This is a genomic window from Bacillus sp. MYb209 (assembly GCF_002975175.1).
In the GTDB taxonomy this organism is placed as follows: Bacteria; Bacillota; Bacilli; order Bacillales; family Bacillaceae_G; genus Bacillus_A.
Genome location: NZ_PCNZ01000001.1, coordinates 190138 through 209035 on the forward strand (window position 1 = coordinate 190138; position 18898 = coordinate 209035).

The window sequence follows — 18898 nt, forward strand, 5'->3', positions numbered from 1 at the left end:
ATTACACACTCCCTTTCCACAGTTTTTGAAGTTTTTTCTTCCCACGAGAAATTCGATTGTATATATAATCCACCGTTACTTTTAATTCTTTTGCAATATCGTCAATGGAATATCCATCAATATACCTCTTTAAAAAGATATATCGATCCTTCTTATTTAAATCTTGGACTATTTCCATAATCTCTTCTTCTTGTTCTATTTCATACCTATCATGGATACCTTTATCTATTTCTAAGTCTTTATCCATTTTGTTCTCTTTATGTACTTTCTTTTTATATTCCAAAGCCTTTAATTTAGTAATACCAATCATCCAAGATTTTAAGTTTCCCTTTCCTATATCAAATTGGTCAATATTAAACCAAATGACAGTAAATACATCGTTATAACAATCATCCACATATGTTTCTCAATAGGGGTACTTAATGATTTATGAATAATGTACAAAATTAATTTTCCATATTGATCAATCACTTCTTTCAAAGCATCTTGATCACGTTTTTTCATAGCTATAATTAAATCCTCTTCAGAATTGAAAATCATAAGCATCTTCCTTCCTCAGTTCCCCTTTAGCAGCTGCTTTTACTTACTATTGGAAATTTATTCTCATTTTCTATCACTTTTGTAAAAATTTATTAATTTTTATTTTCACTTTATATAATAACAAATAAAAAACCGAAGTTGAGAAAGCGGGTCCCACTTTCTTAGCTTCGGTTTTGCAAGTGATGTTATAACTTAAACTAACGTCTCACCACATACTGTTTTTATATTTTTAAAGTATTGAAGATTTTCATTAATTTCACCTTCATCAAACAAATTGAGCTGTTTCATAATTTCAATTGCAAATTCAACGTACGCGGATCCTATTGCTGTAATAATTTTCTCATCCACAGTTACATCTTCTTCTTGTTTATATTCCCATTTATGGAGATGTGCTAAATGTTCTACCTCTGGTGTTAATGATGTTGAGAATTTTTTCTTATTAAGCACTCCAGCTGCATGCAGTAGAGATGTCCCCGCACAAATTCCTGCTATCCATTTATTTTGCTTATGTAATTCGTTCACAATAGATAAAAGTTGTTCATTTTCTAAATGGTGAAAAATATGCCCTCCAGGTACAATAAACACTTCATAATCTACTGTTTCAATATGATCTATAGAGACGTGTGGCTGACACTGAAATCCACCTTCTCCTGTAACTGTTTTCCCGTCTACAGTTACTGTTATTACTTCAAATCCTTTACTTTTTAAACATAAACTCGCTATATTTACTTCAAATTCTGCAAATCCATCAAATAAAAACATCAATGCCTTTTTCATGTTATCTCTCCCCCATCTTTATACTTATTCGAAGGTGATTACATTTCTCCTCCCAAAAAGGCAAACCTGAAATATAGGTTTGCCTTTCACTTATTTCTTATTTAGTCCTCTTTCATTTAAAAACTCTTTCATATGCATTCTCTTCTCTTTGGACATAAATGTGCTCATTGATTCTGTCCATGTTACGTTTTTTTGATTTGACGATCTTTCTTTGTAATACGCGCTCATCGTTTCATCGTATTCGTTTAACAATTCATCATATTTCTTTTCATCATATCCATTTTCATGAAGAATGGCGGCTACTGGTAACCGCGGCTTAACTCCATGATCTTCATCTGGTACGCCGACTGTCATTCCGAATACAGGATATACTTTATCCGGTAAATGAAGCAATTTACTCACTTCTCTCGGATTATTACGAATTCCTCCAATATAACAAATACCGTATCCTAAAGATTCGGCTGCAAGTGCTAAGTTTTGTGCAAAAAGTGAAGCATCTACTGTCGCAACGATAAAGTCTTCCACCCCTTCATGTTTTATCTCTGTACCATGTTTTTCACATGCAACTTCTAAACGTTTTAAATCCGCACAACAAACAAAGAATGCTGCGCAGTTTTTCACGTGACGATTTCCAGATAGCTCTGCTAGTTTAGCTTTTAATACCTCATCTGTTACATATATAACAGAATACGCCTGCACAAAATGTGAGGAAGCCGCATGCTGAGCAGCTTGCACCATTCTTTCCACTACATCTTTTGAAATTGGTTCTTCTTTATATTTACGAACTGAAACGTGTTGCTCCATTTTATATATCATCTCATTCATGAAAATCACTCCTTTTTTCTCTTCATAATGAAAAATTAACATATCTTTTTCATTATTCACAACTTATAAACATAAAAAGAGCAATTCTTTTTGAATTGCTCTTTTTTAAATGTCTATTAATACGGTATATGAAATTATATAAACGATTTGACAAGAAATATCGACTTACCGACAAATAACGGCTGGCTCACGTAATATGATTTCCTGTTATACAATTTTTGTTACGCCGTTTTCAAAACTTTAATACCTTTTACGATATTCCAAATGAAATAGTAGATTCCTACAAGAATGAACACTGCATATGTGATAGCCATTCCAATTCCAGCGCCATCAGATTGATTGAAGCTTAAACCGTATACTCCTGACACTGCTAATCCGCCAAATAAGATTGCGTACGGGAAAATATGTGACCAAAATGCTTTTTTTGCGTGATATTTCACTTCATCTTCCGCAACGAAGTATACGATAATTGGTAGTAAAAATGGTGCGAAAAAGATACTAAAGTAACATAACGAAGATAAAATATTATTTCCTTTCATACGATTCACCTCTAAAGTTTTTTGTTACCTTCATTATGTCAGGAAACCATTCCAGAAACTATCGCTTTACCTTTCATAAACATGACACATTTGTAAGATTTACATCCTAAAAACTCCCACCTAATTTTAGGTGAGAGCCCTATTGACTATATTCGATTCATAAACCAATATTGTGTAATTGCTAAATATTCTCGGACGTTCGATTGAATAATAATTGGCTTCGGTGTTTTTGCCGAGAGACCTTCTAGTTTTAGCCCTTGTTTTTCTGCAATCTTTTTCGCTCGGAACATATGAAAATCATTCGTTACAATCATCCCTTGTTTCATATGTTTTGGAATAAGGGGTTTTGAGAATTTAATATTTTCATCTGTACTCGTCGAGCGATCTTCCATTATAATTCGATCTTCTGAAATATTTTGTTTCATTAATCCTTGTTTCATTGCTAATGCTTCTGAAATATCCTCGCCTTTTCCTTGCCCTCCAGATACGATAGCAATTGTTTTCTCATGTGATTTTAAATACTCAGCTGCTTTATCAATACGATATTGCAATGAGTAAGATGGTTTCGTCCCATTTACTTTCGAGCCTAGTACAATTATGTAATCCGCATCGTCAATTGCATTCATATGCCCATGCTTATAAATGTTATATTGTAAAAAAACCGCATACACGGCGCAAATCATTATAACAACTAAAATGTACTTAATTATTTTCTTCTTTCTCATATTCATATACTCCTATTTCCTTTACTTCCTTCATGATAATATCCATTTATTTGTTTGTATACAGACAAATTCCAATTAACCCTAATTTATCCTTCAAAAGGTAATATTTATATTACTTCTCGGGAATAGTAAGTACAACTTCGCACGAAGGAGTGTCCCTATTGCTTCTCTTTTTATTTAATGTATCGTTCTTTTTCATCTTATTTTTACTATCCCTTAAGCTGCTTGGTAAATCTGCATTAGCACAACTAACTCCTCATGATTTTGGGGCTATTATCTTTTTATCTTATTTAGCTTTTCAAGCCATACCAGTCGCTGGTGCTTTGCAAGCCTTTTTCGGTATGGTCGTTATTACTTGTTTGCATTTACTTCTTACAAAATTAAGCTTACTAAACAAACTAAATCGTTTCATTCTTGGACACCCCATTATTTTAATTAAACATGGTGATATTATCTTTGATAACTTACAAAAAAGTAGATACCCAATCGCTGAATTACTCTCTAATCTTCGTGTCGCCGGATATCCAAGTGTTCATGAAATTGAATACGCTATTTTAGAAACGAATGGAGCCATTAGTATTTTACCAAAGCGAGAACTTGTACCATTGACTCCAAAAGATATGAATATAGATGTTAAGTATGCTGGATTACCAATCGCCCTTATCGTCGATTCACAAATTCAATACGATAACTTAAAGTTAATTCATAAAGACGAAAAATGGTTATATAAAGAGTTAAAAGAAAAAGGCATCACAAATATTAAAAACGTTGCTTTTGCGTCTGTTCAAGAAACGGATGGATCTTTTGCGATTAGTTTAAAAGAATGAAAAAATCCCCTTACTTGTTCAAGGGGATTTTCTTCACTATATTGCTTCTTTCTTTCCTGCCAAGTTTAATGGAACAGGATGTTTCATACGATTCATCGTAAATACAATGATTGCTGTCAATATTTCCGCTACTGGCATAACGAGCCAAATTCCATTTACACCAAATAATTTCGGCATAATCCATAACAATGGAATAATAAATAGTAAACCACGGCTCAAAATAATAAGAACTGATTTTGTCGTTTGTCGCACTGATTGGAAATACTCTCCATACACAATGTTATAGCCTAAAAATACATATTGGATAAAGAATAAACTAATACCTGTTAACGTTAACTCCAATAGTTCTGGGGATTGAACATCAAACAAACCAATTATATATTTCCCGAAGAATAAACCGACAACAATTGCTACGCCTCCGAGTACAACTGCAATTTTTACAGCTAACCGTAATCCTTCACGCAGTCTTTCTGGTAAATTTGCACCATAATGGAAACTAGCAATAGGTTGTAATGCTGCTCCAACACCGAAGAATAATAGTAATGTCATTGCATGAATACTATTGACCATCGCATAAGAAGCGACACCTACTTCTCCTGCATATTGAACAAAAGCGATATTAAAACCAACCGTTACAATCGCTACTGTAATCTCAGTTGTAAAACTTGGGAAACCAATCACCATAATTTGTTTAACCGTATCCCATTCAAAATGGAATTTCGTCCACTTTAAAACACTATTTTTTCTAAAGAAGTGAGTTAATAACACTAGGAAACCAATTGCTGCTGAAAGAATAGTTGCTGAAGCAGCACCTGTTACGCCCCATCCAAAGATGAAAATAAAGATATAGTCAAAGATAATGTTCAATACAGCTGTTACGACAAGACCTGCCATTGCTAAATTAGGATTTCCATCGTTACGTATAAATGTACTTAAAATATTTTCTAAAACATATATCATTCCAAATGTTAATAACACGTGTAAATAATCTAACGCATATGGTAAAATCACTTCATTTGCACCGAACAGATATGCTAAATCTTCTATTCTCCATAAGCAAATAACCGCTAAAACACCTACGATAATAACTGCCACTGTCATAGATTGAGTAAAAATAGATCTTGCTCTTTCTAATTTATTTTCACCTAGTGCAATGGAATATAGCGTTGCTCCGCCCATTCCAATCCATAATGAAATGGAGAAGAAAATTGAAAACGCTGGAACAGCCACGTTTACTCCTGCTAAACCGTTCGCTCCAACTCCTCTACTAATCATGACCGCATCAATCATAATATTCACTGACATTAATACCATCCCAAGAACTGCTGGTATTAAATACGAAATAAATAAACTTTTTATCGGTTTCTCTCTTAACTTTTCTGTTGTTTCCATCATGTAAATGCTCCTTTTTCAATGCTCTATTCACAGTTTAAACCTTCAAGTTACTTGAAGGTCAATAGAGAATCGAAAAATATATAAGCCTATTTGTTATTTATTTTTTTAACAACAGGTATTTGAATTTCCGTTACTTGCTCCTCCGGATTTTCTGTTACAGACCAATCAATTAATGCAAGCTCAAGCGCATCTCCGCATACTTCGTATCCTTCGTTATCAATGTGCTTTAATAATTCCGTATACGTTGCGTCTGTTTCTTCATATGGTCCATGGTGATAAGAACAAGCAAATATCCCTTCTTTTATTTCATCTGAAGTATGCACTTGAAAAGGCATATAATCCAATAAAATAAACACACTATTATATGCTTGAAACTCATTTTGAAGTAACGCTTTTTTGGAAACTGTTACACCGATATCTCCTGAAAATAAACTATTATCAATTTGCTTCATATTTTTTTGCAGCGAATGGATATAATATTCAAACATATCATCCGTTGTATTTGGTGCAACTGCAATCGCTGTTATTTTTCGCTTCGGTATTTTTTTATAAATAATTTGATTCGCTTCTGATTTCGTCGCTTTTTTCATTAAATGGATTTTATGTTGCATTTTTGCCAAAGCATACTCGATTTCTCTTTGCTTTTTCAGCATCATTTCTTGTTGTTTTTCAAGTAAATTCAGCGCATAAGACGGATTTCGTTCATCAATATATTTCTTTATTTCCTTTAATGGGATATTCAATTGGCGTAAAAATTTAATCGTGTCTAATAGTGAAAACTGATCAATTGTATAATAGCGATAATTCGTTTGCGGGTCCACAATGGACGGATGAAAAATTCCTTTTTCATCATAATAGCGTAATGTAGATTCCGCTATATTATGCATTTTTGCCATTTCTCCAATTGTAAAACGTTTATTTAATAACATATGCCCTTCTCCAATTCATTAAAAATGTAGCCTTATTTCTTCTTATTATATAGTGATTCCCTCCATCCCTAAATCGAATCCTATCATGAAAATCTGCTATTTTTTCATTGATTTTTAGTAAATTTTATTATATATTAATTACAGGTTCAAATTACGAGTTCAAAAGAACTTGTAATAAGACCCTTTGTTTAATGGGTTTTTACATATTTTCATTAGGCAAATTCCGAGAAATCGTATGATAAAACTAAAAATGATGAGGAGAGGATCAGATGGAATTCGAATTTTTCTTTCAAATTGCACTAATTCTATTAAGTACAAAGCTTGCTGGCGACCTTAGTGTAAGATTAGGTCAACCTTCTGTACTGGGTAAATTAATTGTCGGTATCGTTATCGGTCCAGCTATATTAGGTTGGATTGAGAATTCAGAACTTCTAACGCAATTAAGTAATGTCGGGGTTATTCTTTTAATGTTTATGGCTGGACTAGAAACAGACTTAAAAGAGTTAAATGAAAACCGTAATTCGTCTTTAGCAGTCGCAATTGGAGGTATCGTTCTTCCATTCGTAGGTGGTTACGTTGCCGGTCTTGTTATGGGCATGGAACAAGGGAACGCTGTCTTTTTAGGATTACTTCTTTGTGCGACAAGTGTTAGTATTTCTGTACAAACACTTCGTGATTTAGGTAAGATGAAAACACGTGAAAGTACGACGATGCTTGGAGCAGCTGTATTTGATGACATTCTTGTTGTTATTTTATTAGCATTTGCAATGAGCTTCTTAGGTACAGATGATGTTAACTTAACAATGGTTATCTTGAAGAAAGTAGTATTCTTTGCTTCTATTATTTTAATCGGTTGGAAAGGTGTTCCAGCGATTATGCGTTGGTTATCACCACTACGCGTATCGGAGTCTATCGTTAGCGCAGCACTTATCATCTGTTTCTCATTCGCATATTTCGGCGAACTATTAGGAATTGCTGGTATTATCGGTGCTTTCGCAGCTGGTATCGCTATTTCTCAAACGAACTACAAACATGAAGTAGAAAAGAAAGTAGAACCAATCGCTTACGCTATGTTCGTACCAGTATTCTTCGTTAGCATCGGTATGAATATTACATTTGACGGTATTGGTGATCAAATTTGGTTCATTTTAGCATTAACAGTAATCGCTGTATTCACAAAACTAATCGGTTGTGGATTCGGTGCACGAATGACTGGATTTGATGCAAAGTCTTCTGCAATTATCGGTGCTGGTATGGTTTCTCGTGGTGAAGTTGCACTTATCATCGCAGGAACAGGACTTTCTTCTGGCCTATTAGCACAAGATTACTTTACAGCAATTGTTATTGTCGTTATTTTAACTACGATGATTACACCACCAATGTTAAAATACACTTTTGGTGCAAAAGATAAAGCAATGAAAGCAAGTAAATAATTTTAATATAATAAAAAGAGATTGCTATCTTATAAGATAGCAATCTCTTTTTCATGTTCTCTTTAAACAATTCCATGCGTTTTCAACCATTTTTCAAAAATAGTTCGTGCTTCTTCATCCTCGATATCATCATGAAATGAATAGACTTTAATGCCGTAATCATCTATATATTCACCTAGCTTCATTTCACTTACTTTCTCATAAAGTGAAACTTTAATCAGTGGGGGTTTTATTCATCCCCACTGATTATTAGCCCTCACCAATCGGGCGTTTACGGGCAGCCCGACTCCCACCTAACTTCTTTGCTCCAGGCGAATTTTGAGGTGGGAGTTTTACTGCCCACAAATAGCAGGATAAAAACTCCCTGCTTCATATTCTGGAATATATGCATCCCAAACTGCCTCATTTATTCTTTTGTACGCTGTCACTTCTAAATCATATCCATCTTCATAATAACCGATGTGATAATGTTTGTTAGGATCATATTTATCCATTAAAAGCCCCTCCTAATAAACAAAAGCGAGCCTTATCTTTCAGCTCTCTCCTCTCATTTCATTTACTAAATACGTTCCATTGCCGTCTTCAACGTTCCAACAATGAAAGCAATTTCTTCACTTGAAATAACAAGCGGTGGTGCTAATGTTAAAACGTTATTATACCCCGCTGTTGTCATACCGTTACGCCCAATAATAAGTCCTTTTTCTTTACAAGCATTTACAACACTTGCAATTTTGTCGTTATCAATTGGTTCTTTCGTCGCTTTATCATTTACTAGTTCGATTCCAACTAATAACCCTTTCCCTCTAATATTACCAACAAGCGGATGTTCCCCAATTTCTTCTTTTAATTGATTTAATAAAAGTGAACCCATTTGTGCAGAGCGCTCAATTAAATTTTCATTTTCCATAATCTCTAAGTTTTTAAGCGCTAATGCACAAGCCGCTGGATTTCCACCAAATGTATTAATATGGCGGAAGAATTCATATTCTCCTGTTCCTTTAAATGCCTCATAAATTTCTTTTTTTACAGCTGTTGCTGATAATGGTAAGTATGCGCTCGTAATACCTTTTGCCATCGTAACGATATCAGGCTTAACGTCATAGTTCATAAACCCAAATGCTTTTCCTGTACGCCCGAAACCACAAATAACTTCATCACTTATAAGTAGTGCTCCGTGTTTTTGACATGTTTCGTGAATTGCTTTCATATAGTCTTGTGGTGGCATTAAAATACCTCCGCCTGTAATAATTGGCTCCATTATAAATGCTGCTATTGTTTCGCTTAATTCCCACGTCATAACACGATCTACTTCTTTCACACACTCTACATCATAAATATTTTGTGATTCCATTTCTGGCATACGGTAACAATCTGGAGGCGTTACGTGTAAAAAACCTGAAGCAAATGGCTCATATTGATATCTACGTTGTGCTTGGCCAGTTGCCGCCATCGTTGCCATTGTATTTCCGTGATAACCACGATAACGTGACATAAATTTGTAACGATGCGGTTCACCTTTTTGAGCATAATATTGTCTTGCTATTTTAAAAGCTGTTTCATTCGCTTCTGATCCACTATTAGAGAAGAATATAACATACTCTCCACCAAGCCACTCGTTTAACTTTTCAGCGAGCTTTATAGCTGGCTCATGTGATTGTGACATCGGAAAGTATGATAATGTTTGCAATTGCTTATAAGCTGCCTCCGCGAGCTCTTTTCTTCCGTATCCACTATTCACACACCAAAGACCACTCATACCGTCTAAATATCTTTTTCCTTGTATATCTTCAACCCAGCACCCTTCTGCTTTTGCCCCTACCATTGTACTACTCGGGCTAAAAGGACGCATTCCGTGCCAGACATATTGCTCATCTTTTGCTAATAATTCATCGGTTTGTTTTGTCTTCATCATTTCTTCCACCTTCCATAACAACTTATTTTTCACAAAGCTGTGCTGGTGCCATGATGAGTTAAATTTCTCCCTGCCTATTTCATTCCACAAAAACATGACAAATCCTACAAAAAATATAGTGATATTTATAAGAGAATGACAAAAGAAAAAGGAGCTTTTCTTTTAATTCGAAAAGCTCCTCTTTTTTAATGTGAAGAAGCATCACTAATACCATGACCAGTATTAGATTTCACAAGAATTTCATCAAACTTCGCTGCATCTTCTTTCTTACTAGAGAAAACAGTTCCTAAATATGCTGCAAGGAATCCAAGCGGAATAGAAACAATTCCAGGTGTCGTATATGGGAATATCGCCTCTCCAACAAATATAGCTTTCCCTGCCACAGGATTCCAAACGTTTGGACTTAACGCAACAAGAACGATTGCTGATACAAGACCAACGATCATTCCACAAATTGCACCCGTTGTATTAAAGCGTTTCCAATATATTGTAAATAATATAACTGGTAAATTTGCACTCGCTGCAACTGCAAATGCTAGTGATACTAAAAATGCTACGTTTAATGTTTGAGCAAATAAAGCAAGTATAATAGATACTATCGCTACTCCAATAGACGCATAACGAGCCATTGACACTTGCTCTTTTTCCGTTGATTTTCCTTTTCGAATAATCTCGTTATAAAAATCATGAGCAAATGCGGAAGCCGCTGTTAATACAAGACCTGCTACTACAGCTAAAATTGTTGCAAAAGCAATCGCAGATACGAATGCGAATAAGAAATCTCCACCTAATGCTTTAGCTAATAAAGGTGCTGCCATATTACCGGCTGGATTTGCTTGAATAATTGCCTCATTCCCTACAAACGCCGCCGCACCAAACCCTAAGAAAATCGTCATAATATAAAATGCACCAATTAACCACGTAGCGTACACAACTGATTGACGTGCAGTTTTTGCATCACGTACTGTGAAAAAACGGACAAGAATATGCGGTAATCCTGCCGTACCAAGAACTAGTCCTAAATTTAAAGAAAGTGTATCAAGACCATCTTTATACTTTACTCCTGGATTTAAAAACGAATCTTTTAATGGAGTAGCAGTTTTCATTTGAGCGAACATTTCAGTCACACTGAAATTAAATTTGGAGAAAACGATAACAGAAATAATAAATGTCCCTGCCATAAGTAGTACAGCCTTTACAATTTGTACCCAACTTGTAGCAGTCATACCACCAAAAATAACGTACACTGTCATAAGTGTACCAACGATTAATACGGATGTCGTATATTCAATTCCTAATAATAATTTAATAAGTGCACCCGCCCCAACTAATTGTGCAATCATATAAAAAATCGAAATCGTCATCGTACTAAGTGCTGCAATACCGCGAACTTTTTTCGTATCAAAACGCGCCGCAATCATGTCCGCTAACGTATACTTCCCTAAATTTCTAAGCGGTTCTGCAACTAGGTATAATACAACTAAGTAAGCAACTAAGAAACCTATACTATAAAAGAACCCATCAAATCCTGTTAACGCTATCGCTCCGGCTATACCAAGAAATGACGCAGCAGACATGTAATCTCCGGCAATGGCCAGACCATTTTGCCAACCAGTTAATCCCCCTCCAGCCGTATAAAATTCACTCGCATTTTTCGTTTTTTTCGATGCGAAATAAGTTATAACAAGTGTACCAAGGACGATAATTAAAAATAGCGCAAAAGCGGTTGTATTCAAAGTCAGCCCCTCCCTTGTTGCATATCTTGCAGAATTTTTTGCGAGATTTCATCAAAGGATTCTGCTTTTTTGCTATAAATCATACATAATGCCCATGTCATTATAAATTGCGCAAAAGCAAATACCCACGCCCATGTAACATCACCAAATACCGGTGTATTAAGCACCTTTGAATACGATGTTAAAATAGGTAATGTAATAAAAAAACTTAAAAAGAAAATACTCATCGGAATGATAAATTTCTTTTTCGTATTTAATAACAATTGAAACTCTTCAGACTGAACAACTTCTGTATAATTCACCTCATTTTGTAACTTACGTGCTGACGTATCATCTCGTTTCATTCTCTGGTCCCCTCTCTTAACTTAAAATACAATTCCCCCTTGCATACCTAAAAACTAATTTTTATAAATATTCAGAAACTTATTTTCATTTTAGACAATCCGTACATTCCTGCAAAGATTTTTCGATAGACATTTTTCGTCATTTTCTCCTAAATTTTCAATATACTTTTTCAACATAAAATTTGATTGATTCGATTAAACTTTTATTCCCGTTAAAACAGAATAAAGTGAAACTTTAATCAGTGGGGGTTTTACGGGCAGCCCGACTCCCACCTAACTTCCTCGTATTCGCCGAATTTTGAAGTGGGAGTCTTACTGCTCGCAAATAGCGGGATAAAAAAAGTAGTGCTTATCGCACTACTTCTGTCTTTGTCTCCTTTTCTAAATTACGAGCTGTTTCACTTAATTCAACGTCTTTTCCATCTTTAAGCGTTCCAAATATAAAATCGAATACTGGATTTGAAACTCCGAACCAAAACTTTTCATTTTTATAATGGTGTAATATGTGCTGTTTTTTTAGCCATCTTCCAAACTTAGTGAAGGGACGAATCGGTTTATGTGCAATATAATGTTTCCATTCATAAACGAGGAGCATGATAATCATTCCGACTCCAAATGAAAGTGTAACAGTAACACTTTTTGTAATACCATATGATATAAGTAAATAGATAGTAAAGCTAGGTATACTAAACCATGCAGGCAAAAATAAAAGCTTCAAATCATCTGGATATACGTGATGATCATAATGTAATCTTCTTAACATTTTTAATAAAAATGCGTTTTTAGGCGGCTTTAAATGGAATAAAAAACGGTGTGTTATATATTCGTTAAACGTATAAAAAACAATCCCAAACACACACGCTAACATACCGATCCATGTGAAAAATTGCATTTTTAAAATAATAATAAAAATTAATAGAACACTATACATAATAACAATATCATGTTGTAAAAAGAACTCTTTCACCACTCTCTTCATCTTTCTTCCCCCTTTTCCCAAAAAACAGCCGTAACATATCGTTACGACTATTTCTTTTCTATTTTATTCTTATTCTATTCACTTTACAAATTTGCCTGCTGTTCTATTGTCGAGAAAAAAGTGTTCGGACCAAATATATTTTGCTTCGGAATAATGTGTTCTACTGCAAACACTGTTACTTCTCCTCTTTGTACTTCTCCAATAATGAGACCGAATACTTCATGATTTACCGCAAACGTTGGTTGTTTCGTTTGCAGTAACCTTGCTGCATTTTTAAATACCGCTTCATATAGTGGATTCCTATCAGTAATTTCTTTTCGGATTTTTGGTGCTAAAGTGATGATAATTTCTTTTCCGTCAATAGTGGTTCGATACATAAAAATCTCCCCTTCAATCTTATATGAACAACTGTAAAGCTTTGTATGCAAAATGGATAGAATATCCTACTAAAATAATACCTGCTCCGGCTGTAATATAGCCAAGTGCTTTTTTCTTTAATAAAGTTCTTCCAAAATGTACAGAAAAGGCAATATTTAAATTCCACAAAATAATACCAACAATAATGCAAAGACTGTACAAAAAAGCTTCTTGTTTCGTTACCTTTGTAAGCAACGAGCTAAGTGTACTTCCGTATATGCCAAACCAAAAAACGAGATTTAATGGATTGGATATCGCAATTAGAAATCCTGCCATAAAAGATTGTTTAAGTCCACCTATCTCTTCTTGTTTATATTCCATATTAGAGTGAGAAATTCCTTGTTTTACACTTTGAAACCCTAAATAAAACAACAAGAAAAAACCAGCGCAATACATAAAAGCTTGTACATATGTATACATAAACACAGAAGATAAACCGAAATAAATAAGCAGCATAAACAAAATATCAGCAGTCATTCCTCCGATTCCAACAATCCACGCATGCCAAAATCCACGTTCAATTCCCCGTTTTAACATTTCAATATTAATCGGACCTACAGGTGCAGCTAATGAAATACCTAATACTATTTGTTGTATAATTGCTCCAAACATCGCTCTATCCTTTCTACTTCTTTTACTATTAAGTAATGATGCAAATATAGAAAACAGACTAGCCTTCATAAAAATTATTCACTAATACAATACCCTTTTTTATCCAAAATATGCAAAAGAGCCATCCAGTTGATGGCTCTTATTTCTCTACTCTATGATGAAAAGGACATTTACCTTTAATCGGCTCAATATCATCCCCTATGAAATATTGTTTCCATTCACGATGATTAGGATCGCCGTAGTGACTAATGTTAGGGTGCTTCGGCAACTGATCCCACTTTTCAACTCGTTCACGGACCATTTGTCTTGAATACGACCCTTTAGGACGATCTCCTTCTAATCCATCGAAAATAGTTCGTGGCTGGAATCCAATAACGAGAGAATTTCCTAAATGCCTAGTTTTTCTCTGTTTATAAGCTGGCGCATTCCCAAATGCAAATATTGGTTCACCACCAAATGAAAATTCCCATAAATGATGGTCAGGGTCTGCTGGAATTTGCTTCGGCCATGTTTGGTTATCATTTTCATGTAAATACTGTAGTACTTTCCAAAAGTAATCACGGTAATATTCCAATGATTTTTCTTCACATTCTGGTTCCACAAAAAGAAAAAAGCCCCTTCTTACAATCGGCCGCTCTTTCATTAGCTCCAAAAAAGTTAACATTGTATTGGGCAAATGACTCCAATCATTATGAGAGAGAAATGAATAACGAAGTTCATTCTTCTTCAATGCTGTTAAACCGAAATAACACGGGAAGGTTGGTTCTAACACGACACTCGAAAAATCATGAAATTCTTTTGCAACCCAATTCGGTATGTCGACTCTATTTTTCATCCCTTCATTATCTAATAAATAAGACTCATCCATTCTTTCACCTCATTATGTACAGCATTCACTTAAGAATATTACATACTCGGCTTGTCCTATACCTTTTTAAAAATTCGAGAAGAAATTAATTTAAAATGCGAAATTTTCAAAACACTCACTTGACTAAATTCTACCAATTCATGTATATTTAAATTAATCATTTAGCAGAATATTCGAGAATGTAGCATTTTTTATTTATATTATTTTTTAATGAATTTCACTAAATGAAAAAAGGAATCGTTTTTAGGAGGAATTGTGACATGCAAGGAAAAGTAAAATGGTTTAACAATGAAAAAGGTTTTGGATTTATCGAAATGGAAGGCTCTGAAGATGTATTCGTACATTTCTCTGCTATTCAAAGCGACGGTTACAAAGCTTTAGAGGAAGGTCAAGAAGTATCTTTCGACATTACTGAAGGAAACCGTGGACCTCAAGCTGCTAACGTAACAAAACTTTAATCCCACATATGACAGGAGGTTACCTTACTTGGTAACCTCCTTTGTTATTCCTTTGTATATTTCCGTTTTACAGAGCAAAAACTATGTGAAATGCACAAAATACAAAGGAGGCAATAACAATGGGGTCACATGTAAATGATTTTGAAGAAGTAAAATTCCGTGTAGAAACTGCACAAAAAATGGTAGGTTCTGCAACAATTTCAATGGATCCAGACACATTAGAGCATGCCACTACTGCAGTAGAATCGGCTCGTTCTCAGCTTGAAATCATGAAATCCGTTGCAACGGATTTAGATGAGCCATTTCTAATGAATGAAGAAAAAAAATTAAGTAAGTGCGAGCATCAATTACACGAAGCGAAGCACTAAAAAACATCCAGAGAAAATTCTCTGGATGTTTTTTTATGACAATTGCTCCCCATACTTTTTCAACTTCTCTCCAACCGTACATTGCCGTATACAAAAAGAATGGGCATAGTATTTACTATGATTTTTCCGATTATGTTCCTGCAGGAAACACCCTCCGCAATACGTTTCTAATAAGTCATTTACCTCTGTAATGAGTTGCTTCTTCTTCACGTGTGCACCTCTCTATTCGGTTATTTCTTTATGACTATCAATCGTCGTCCCTTCTAATGCTTGCGCTGCTAATTGATGTGCCTCTTTATTTTGCTTTCTAGATATCGGTTCACAAACAAGTTTTAATTTCATTTGCTTCGCTTTTTGTTCAATTTGGTCTAAGTAATGATTTAAATTTTCATCATAGCAAGGCCATTCACCAGCTAATTGCTGCAGTACAACTTGAGAATCTCCACGAAGTGTAACTGCTTCATATTTAATTCCTAATTCCTCGAGTGTATTCATCCCGTATAATAATGCTGCGTACTCCGCTTCGTTATTATCATATATGCCTTCTATGTATGCATTGCGACGAACTCGATAATTTGTATTTCCTTTTTTGTAGTATACACATATGCCAACCCCAGCTTCTTTCGTCTGCACATCATAACCACCATCAAAATAAACTTGAATTTCTTGAGGATCTTCCTCCACTTGCTTACTCAGTTTTTTCATTTCTTTTAATGACCATTCCGCGTCCATTTCATCGTAAAATAAAAGTTCTTTCACCCTACCTGTTTTCTCAAAATCCTCCGCAAATTGAAGCACTTCTTCTATGTTCATATAATCTGTTGTTAATTCAGTTTGTAAACCACGCTTCGTTTTATACAACCAATGTATTTTATATTTCATACTAGATTCCCCTTTTATAAGACTTCTTATATTTATTTTATTATATTTTATCAAGAGTCACAGCATTATATTCAATATAATCACATACAAAAAGAGCCATCCTATATAAGGACGGCTCTTTCATCTATTACATAAATCTTTCAAATTGTACTCGCTTATTAATCCAGTACATTACAGGCATACCAATTGCCATTACAACAAATTCACCAACTGCACAAGTTAGCCATGTCAATAAAAATGGCAGATCAAACGCAAGATGAAGTTCAATTGCTATCATAAACATTGTAATTGTAAAAATAACTGTATTAAAAATCATACGAGCCCAAACACCTTTAATGAAGCGCATAGAAATAATAGTTGCAAGTAGTGCAAGAATTGATTGCCCTACTCCAAATACTAAATCATAAGCGATCATAGGTGAGAAAAAGAGATTCGTTAAAAATACACCTAATACAATCCCGTAAATTGCTTTCTTATTGAATACAACGAGATGATTAAACATCTCTGAAATACGAAACTGTACACTCGTAAAGCCAAATGGCTGAATAAGCATAGAAACAGCAATATATAATGCCGCTAAAATACCATTACCGACTAATGTTCTTATATTCATGACAAAATCTCCTTAGTTTTTTTACGTGGGATGGTTTCGAACCACGTTATTCGTTTTTAAGCAACAAGATTATATTTTACGCAATAGGTGCTCTTTCGTCAATAGATTCCTATCATTTACTACCTTTTTTCTTTTAGACAACGTATAATAAAGTGAAACTTTAATCAGCGGGGGTTTTGTCCATCCCCCACTGATTATTAGCCCGCACCAATCGGGTTTTTACGGACAGTTAATACGGGATAAAACATATGAAAGATTTAGGAGGTTTCACTTCATGACAGCAACAATTCAAAATGAAAAAGTGATCGTTTCCATCTCTGACAAAGGTGCAGAATTACAAAGCGTTCGCTTAAAAGAAGACAATACAGAATATTTATGGCAAGGTGATTCTACTTATTGGGGACGTCGTGCACCAATCTTGTTTCCAATCGTCGGTCGATTAGTAGAAAATACATACTACGTAGAAGGTAAACCTTATTCATTAACACAGCATGGTTTTGCCCGTGATCTTTCGTTCTCTGTTAAAGAACAAAGTGAAACAAAAATCACTTATGTCGTTACTAGTAATGAAGAGACGTTACAAAAATATCCATATGAATTTGAATTACTCGTTTCTTATGAAGTAGACGAACAAAATATACATGTTACATATGAAGTAAACAATCCTTCTTCAAAAGAGATGTTCTTTTCAATCGGAGCACATCCTGGATTCAACTGTCCTTTATTAGAAGGTGAATCATTTGCAGATTATCATCTATCATTTAACGGATCTGAACGTTTAGAAACTAGCATATTAGAAGGTCCTTTTCTTTCAAATGAAAAGCAACTAATCGCTGAAAATACGAAAGAATTGCCACTTACATATGATTTGTTCAAAAATGACGCGCTTATTTTTGAACATATGAATACGAATGAAATTTCTATTCGCTCACATAAACATAATAAATTTGTAAAAGTAGCATTTGATGGGTTCCCATTTGTCGGCGTATGGACACCAGGAGATAACGCACCTTTCTTATGTATTGAACCTTGGTACGGAATTGCTGATGAAGTAAAGCAAACAAAAGATTTTAAAGAAAAAAAAGGAATTCAATCGTTACAAGCGAATGAAACATTTACATGTCGTTATAGCATTACAATTGGATAAAGTGAAACTTTAATCAGTGGGGGGGTGTTCATCCCCCACTGATTATTAGCCCACACCAATCGGGCGTTTACGGGCAGTAAGACTCCCACAAATAGCGGGATAAGTACTCTATCCCCTACTTCTAAAAAAATTTTCAAGTAGGGGATAACCTTATAACTGGAGGTTTCTCATTTTGATTGAAGTATATATCGATGGTGCATCAAAAGGAAATCCTGGACCTTCTGGTGCCGGGGTTTTTATTAAAGGGGTACAGCCACCTGTACAATTGTCATTACCACTTGGGACAATGTCAAACCATGAAGCAGAATACCACGCTTTACTTGCAGCATTAAAGTATTGCGCAGCGCATAATTATAGCATTGTATCTTTTCGTACAGATTCTCAACTTGTTGAGCGGGCTGTTGAAAAAGAATACGCAAAAAATAAAATGTTTGCACCGCTTCTAGAAGAAGCACTGCAGTACATAAAAAATTTCGATCTCTTTTTTATTAAGTGGATTCCAAGTAGTCAAAATAAAGTCGCTGATGAATTAGCTAGAAAAGCTATTTCACAAAATTAACGGGGGTATGAGT

Annotated in this window: 22 protein-coding genes, 3 pseudogenes and 1 riboswitch; of the genes and pseudogenes, 6 read left to right on the forward strand and 19 right to left on the reverse strand. The window is 34.6% G+C overall.

Annotation, left to right across the window (positions count from 1 at the left end; genetic code table 11):
- Nucleotide 1: 1 nt before the first annotated feature.
- The 5 genes and pseudogenes from CQZ94_RS01015 to CQZ94_RS01040 all read right to left on the reverse strand — a co-directional run bounded on the left by CQZ94_RS01015 (nt 2) and on the right by CQZ94_RS01040 (nt 3406).
- Nucleotides 2–546: pseudogene (locus CQZ94_RS01015) on the reverse strand (sigma-70 family RNA polymerase sigma factor).
- Between the two features lie 186 nt (nt 547–732).
- Entirely contained in the window at nt 733–1317 is a 585-nt protein-coding gene (locus tag CQZ94_RS01020; protein WP_105583941.1) for a DJ-1/PfpI family protein, read from the reverse strand.
- A gap of 90 nt (nt 1318–1407) precedes the next feature.
- The gene (nfsA, locus tag CQZ94_RS01025) at nt 1408–2142 is read right to left on the reverse strand and encodes an oxygen-insensitive NADPH nitroreductase (RefSeq protein WP_105583942.1); all 735 of its coding nucleotides are present in this window, start codon (nt 2140–2142) and stop codon (nt 1408–1410) included.
- Between the two features lie 221 nt (nt 2143–2363).
- Nucleotides 2364–2681, reverse strand: a complete 318-nt coding sequence (locus tag CQZ94_RS01035; protein ID WP_105583943.1) for a magnetosome magnetite crystal formation protein family — start codon at nt 2679–2681, stop codon at nt 2364–2366.
- A gap of 146 nt (nt 2682–2827) precedes the next feature.
- Nucleotides 2828–3406 carry a YdcF family protein gene (locus tag CQZ94_RS01040; protein WP_142395715.1) on the reverse strand — a complete coding sequence of 193 codons (579 nt, stop codon included), beginning with the start codon at nt 3404–3406 and terminating at the stop codon, nt 2828–2830.
- A 161-nt stretch (nt 3407–3567) separates the two neighbouring features.
- Between CQZ94_RS01040 and CQZ94_RS01045 the strand changes: the two genes are divergently transcribed.
- Nucleotides 3568–4233: a DUF421 domain-containing protein gene (locus CQZ94_RS01045; protein ID WP_105583945.1), complete on the forward strand. Its 666-nt coding sequence runs from the start codon at nt 3568–3570 to the stop codon at nt 4231–4233.
- Between the two features lie 36 nt (nt 4234–4269).
- Here CQZ94_RS01045 and CQZ94_RS01050 read toward each other — a convergent pair whose 3' ends face one another.
- Both CQZ94_RS01050 and CQZ94_RS01055 read right to left on the reverse strand, forming a co-directional pair.
- Entirely contained in the window at nt 4270–5625 is a 1356-nt protein-coding gene (locus CQZ94_RS01050; RefSeq protein ID WP_105584311.1) for an MATE family efflux transporter, read from the reverse strand.
- Nucleotides 5626–5714: 89 nt separating this feature from the next.
- Entirely contained in the window at nt 5715–6557 is an 843-nt protein-coding gene (locus tag CQZ94_RS01055) for a MerR family transcriptional regulator (protein WP_105583946.1), read from the reverse strand.
- Nucleotides 6558–6826: 269 nt separating this feature from the next.
- Here CQZ94_RS01055 and CQZ94_RS01060 point away from each other — a divergent pair, with 269 nt between their 5' ends.
- Nucleotides 6827–7990 (forward strand): cation:proton antiporter, encoded by a 1164-nt coding sequence (locus tag CQZ94_RS01060; protein ID WP_105583947.1) that lies wholly within the window; start codon nt 6827–6829, stop codon nt 7988–7990.
- Between the two features lie 62 nt (nt 7991–8052).
- On the opposite strand, the pseudogene CQZ94_RS01065 reads toward CQZ94_RS01060, so the two are convergent.
- From CQZ94_RS01065 to CQZ94_RS01105, 9 genes and pseudogenes are all read right to left on the reverse strand, one after another.
- Nucleotides 8053–8193, reverse strand: a pseudogene (locus tag CQZ94_RS01065) (DUF3986 family protein); the annotation flags it as partial.
- Between the two features lie 141 nt (nt 8194–8334).
- Nucleotides 8335–8484, reverse strand: a pseudogene (locus CQZ94_RS01070) (DUF3986 family protein); the annotation flags it as partial.
- A 65-nt stretch (nt 8485–8549) separates the two neighbouring features.
- Entirely contained in the window at nt 8550–9899 is a 1350-nt protein-coding gene (locus CQZ94_RS01075) for an aspartate aminotransferase family protein (RefSeq protein WP_142395716.1), read from the reverse strand.
- A gap of 188 nt (nt 9900–10087) precedes the next feature.
- The gene (locus tag CQZ94_RS01080; RefSeq protein ID WP_105583950.1) at nt 10088–11638 is read right to left on the reverse strand and encodes a solute symporter family protein; all 1551 of its coding nucleotides are present in this window, start codon (nt 11636–11638) and stop codon (nt 10088–10090) included.
- Between the two features lie 2 nt (nt 11639–11640).
- Nucleotides 11641–11982, reverse strand: coding sequence for a DUF485 domain-containing protein (locus CQZ94_RS01085; protein ID WP_105583951.1), 342 nt, complete (start codon nt 11980–11982; stop codon nt 11641–11643).
- Nucleotides 11983–12331: 349 nt separating this feature from the next.
- Nucleotides 12332–12961, reverse strand: a complete 630-nt coding sequence (locus tag CQZ94_RS01090) for a sterol desaturase family protein (protein ID WP_105583952.1) — start codon at nt 12959–12961, stop codon at nt 12332–12334.
- Between the two features lie 83 nt (nt 12962–13044).
- Nucleotides 13045–13338 (reverse strand): hypothetical protein, encoded by a 294-nt coding sequence (locus CQZ94_RS01095; protein WP_002011898.1) that lies wholly within the window; start codon nt 13336–13338, stop codon nt 13045–13047.
- 19 nt (nt 13339–13357) lie between these two features.
- Complete coding sequence (locus CQZ94_RS01100) at nt 13358–13990, reverse strand: LysE family transporter (RefSeq protein WP_002030886.1); 633 nt, start codon at nt 13988–13990, stop codon at nt 13358–13360.
- Nucleotides 13991–14129: 139 nt separating this feature from the next.
- Entirely contained in the window at nt 14130–14858 is a 729-nt protein-coding gene (locus CQZ94_RS01105) for a YqcI/YcgG family protein (protein WP_105583953.1), read from the reverse strand.
- A gap of 260 nt (nt 14859–15118) precedes the next feature.
- Between CQZ94_RS01105 and cspB the strand changes: the two genes are divergently transcribed.
- A complete protein-coding gene (gene cspB, locus CQZ94_RS01110) occupies nt 15119–15316 on the forward strand; it encodes a cold shock-like protein CspB (RefSeq protein WP_105583954.1) in 198 nt (65 codons plus the stop codon).
- 119 nt (nt 15317–15435) lie between these two features.
- A complete protein-coding gene (locus tag CQZ94_RS01115; RefSeq protein ID WP_002011905.1) occupies nt 15436–15684 on the forward strand; it encodes a DUF2564 family protein in 249 nt (82 codons plus the stop codon).
- A gap of 33 nt (nt 15685–15717) precedes the next feature.
- Here CQZ94_RS01115 and CQZ94_RS01120 read toward each other — a convergent pair whose 3' ends face one another.
- The 3 genes from CQZ94_RS01120 to CQZ94_RS01130 all read right to left on the reverse strand — a co-directional run bounded on the left by CQZ94_RS01120 (nt 15718) and on the right by CQZ94_RS01130 (nt 17179).
- Nucleotides 15718–15894, reverse strand: a complete 177-nt coding sequence (locus tag CQZ94_RS01120; protein WP_002011906.1) for a zinc-finger domain-containing protein — start codon at nt 15892–15894, stop codon at nt 15718–15720.
- Between the two features lie 12 nt (nt 15895–15906).
- Entirely contained in the window at nt 15907–16566 is a 660-nt protein-coding gene (locus CQZ94_RS01125) for a ribonuclease H family protein (RefSeq protein ID WP_105583955.1), read from the reverse strand.
- Between the two features lie 127 nt (nt 16567–16693).
- Entirely contained in the window at nt 16694–17179 is a 486-nt protein-coding gene (locus CQZ94_RS01130) for a QueT transporter family protein (protein WP_105583956.1), read from the reverse strand.
- 6 nt (nt 17180–17185) lie between these two features.
- Nucleotides 17186–17230: riboswitch (PreQ1 riboswitch) on the reverse strand.
- 223 nt (nt 17231–17453) lie between these two features.
- Between CQZ94_RS01130 and CQZ94_RS01135 the strand changes: the two genes are divergently transcribed.
- Together CQZ94_RS01135 and CQZ94_RS01140 are read left to right on the forward strand one after the other, a co-directional pair.
- Complete coding sequence (locus CQZ94_RS01135) at nt 17454–18326, forward strand: aldose 1-epimerase family protein (protein ID WP_105583957.1); 873 nt, start codon at nt 17454–17456, stop codon at nt 18324–18326.
- Between the two features lie 172 nt (nt 18327–18498).
- The gene (locus CQZ94_RS01140) at nt 18499–18885 is read left to right on the forward strand and encodes a reverse transcriptase-like protein (protein WP_002149250.1); all 387 of its coding nucleotides are present in this window, start codon (nt 18499–18501) and stop codon (nt 18883–18885) included.
- Nucleotides 18886–18898: the final 13 nt, after the last annotated feature.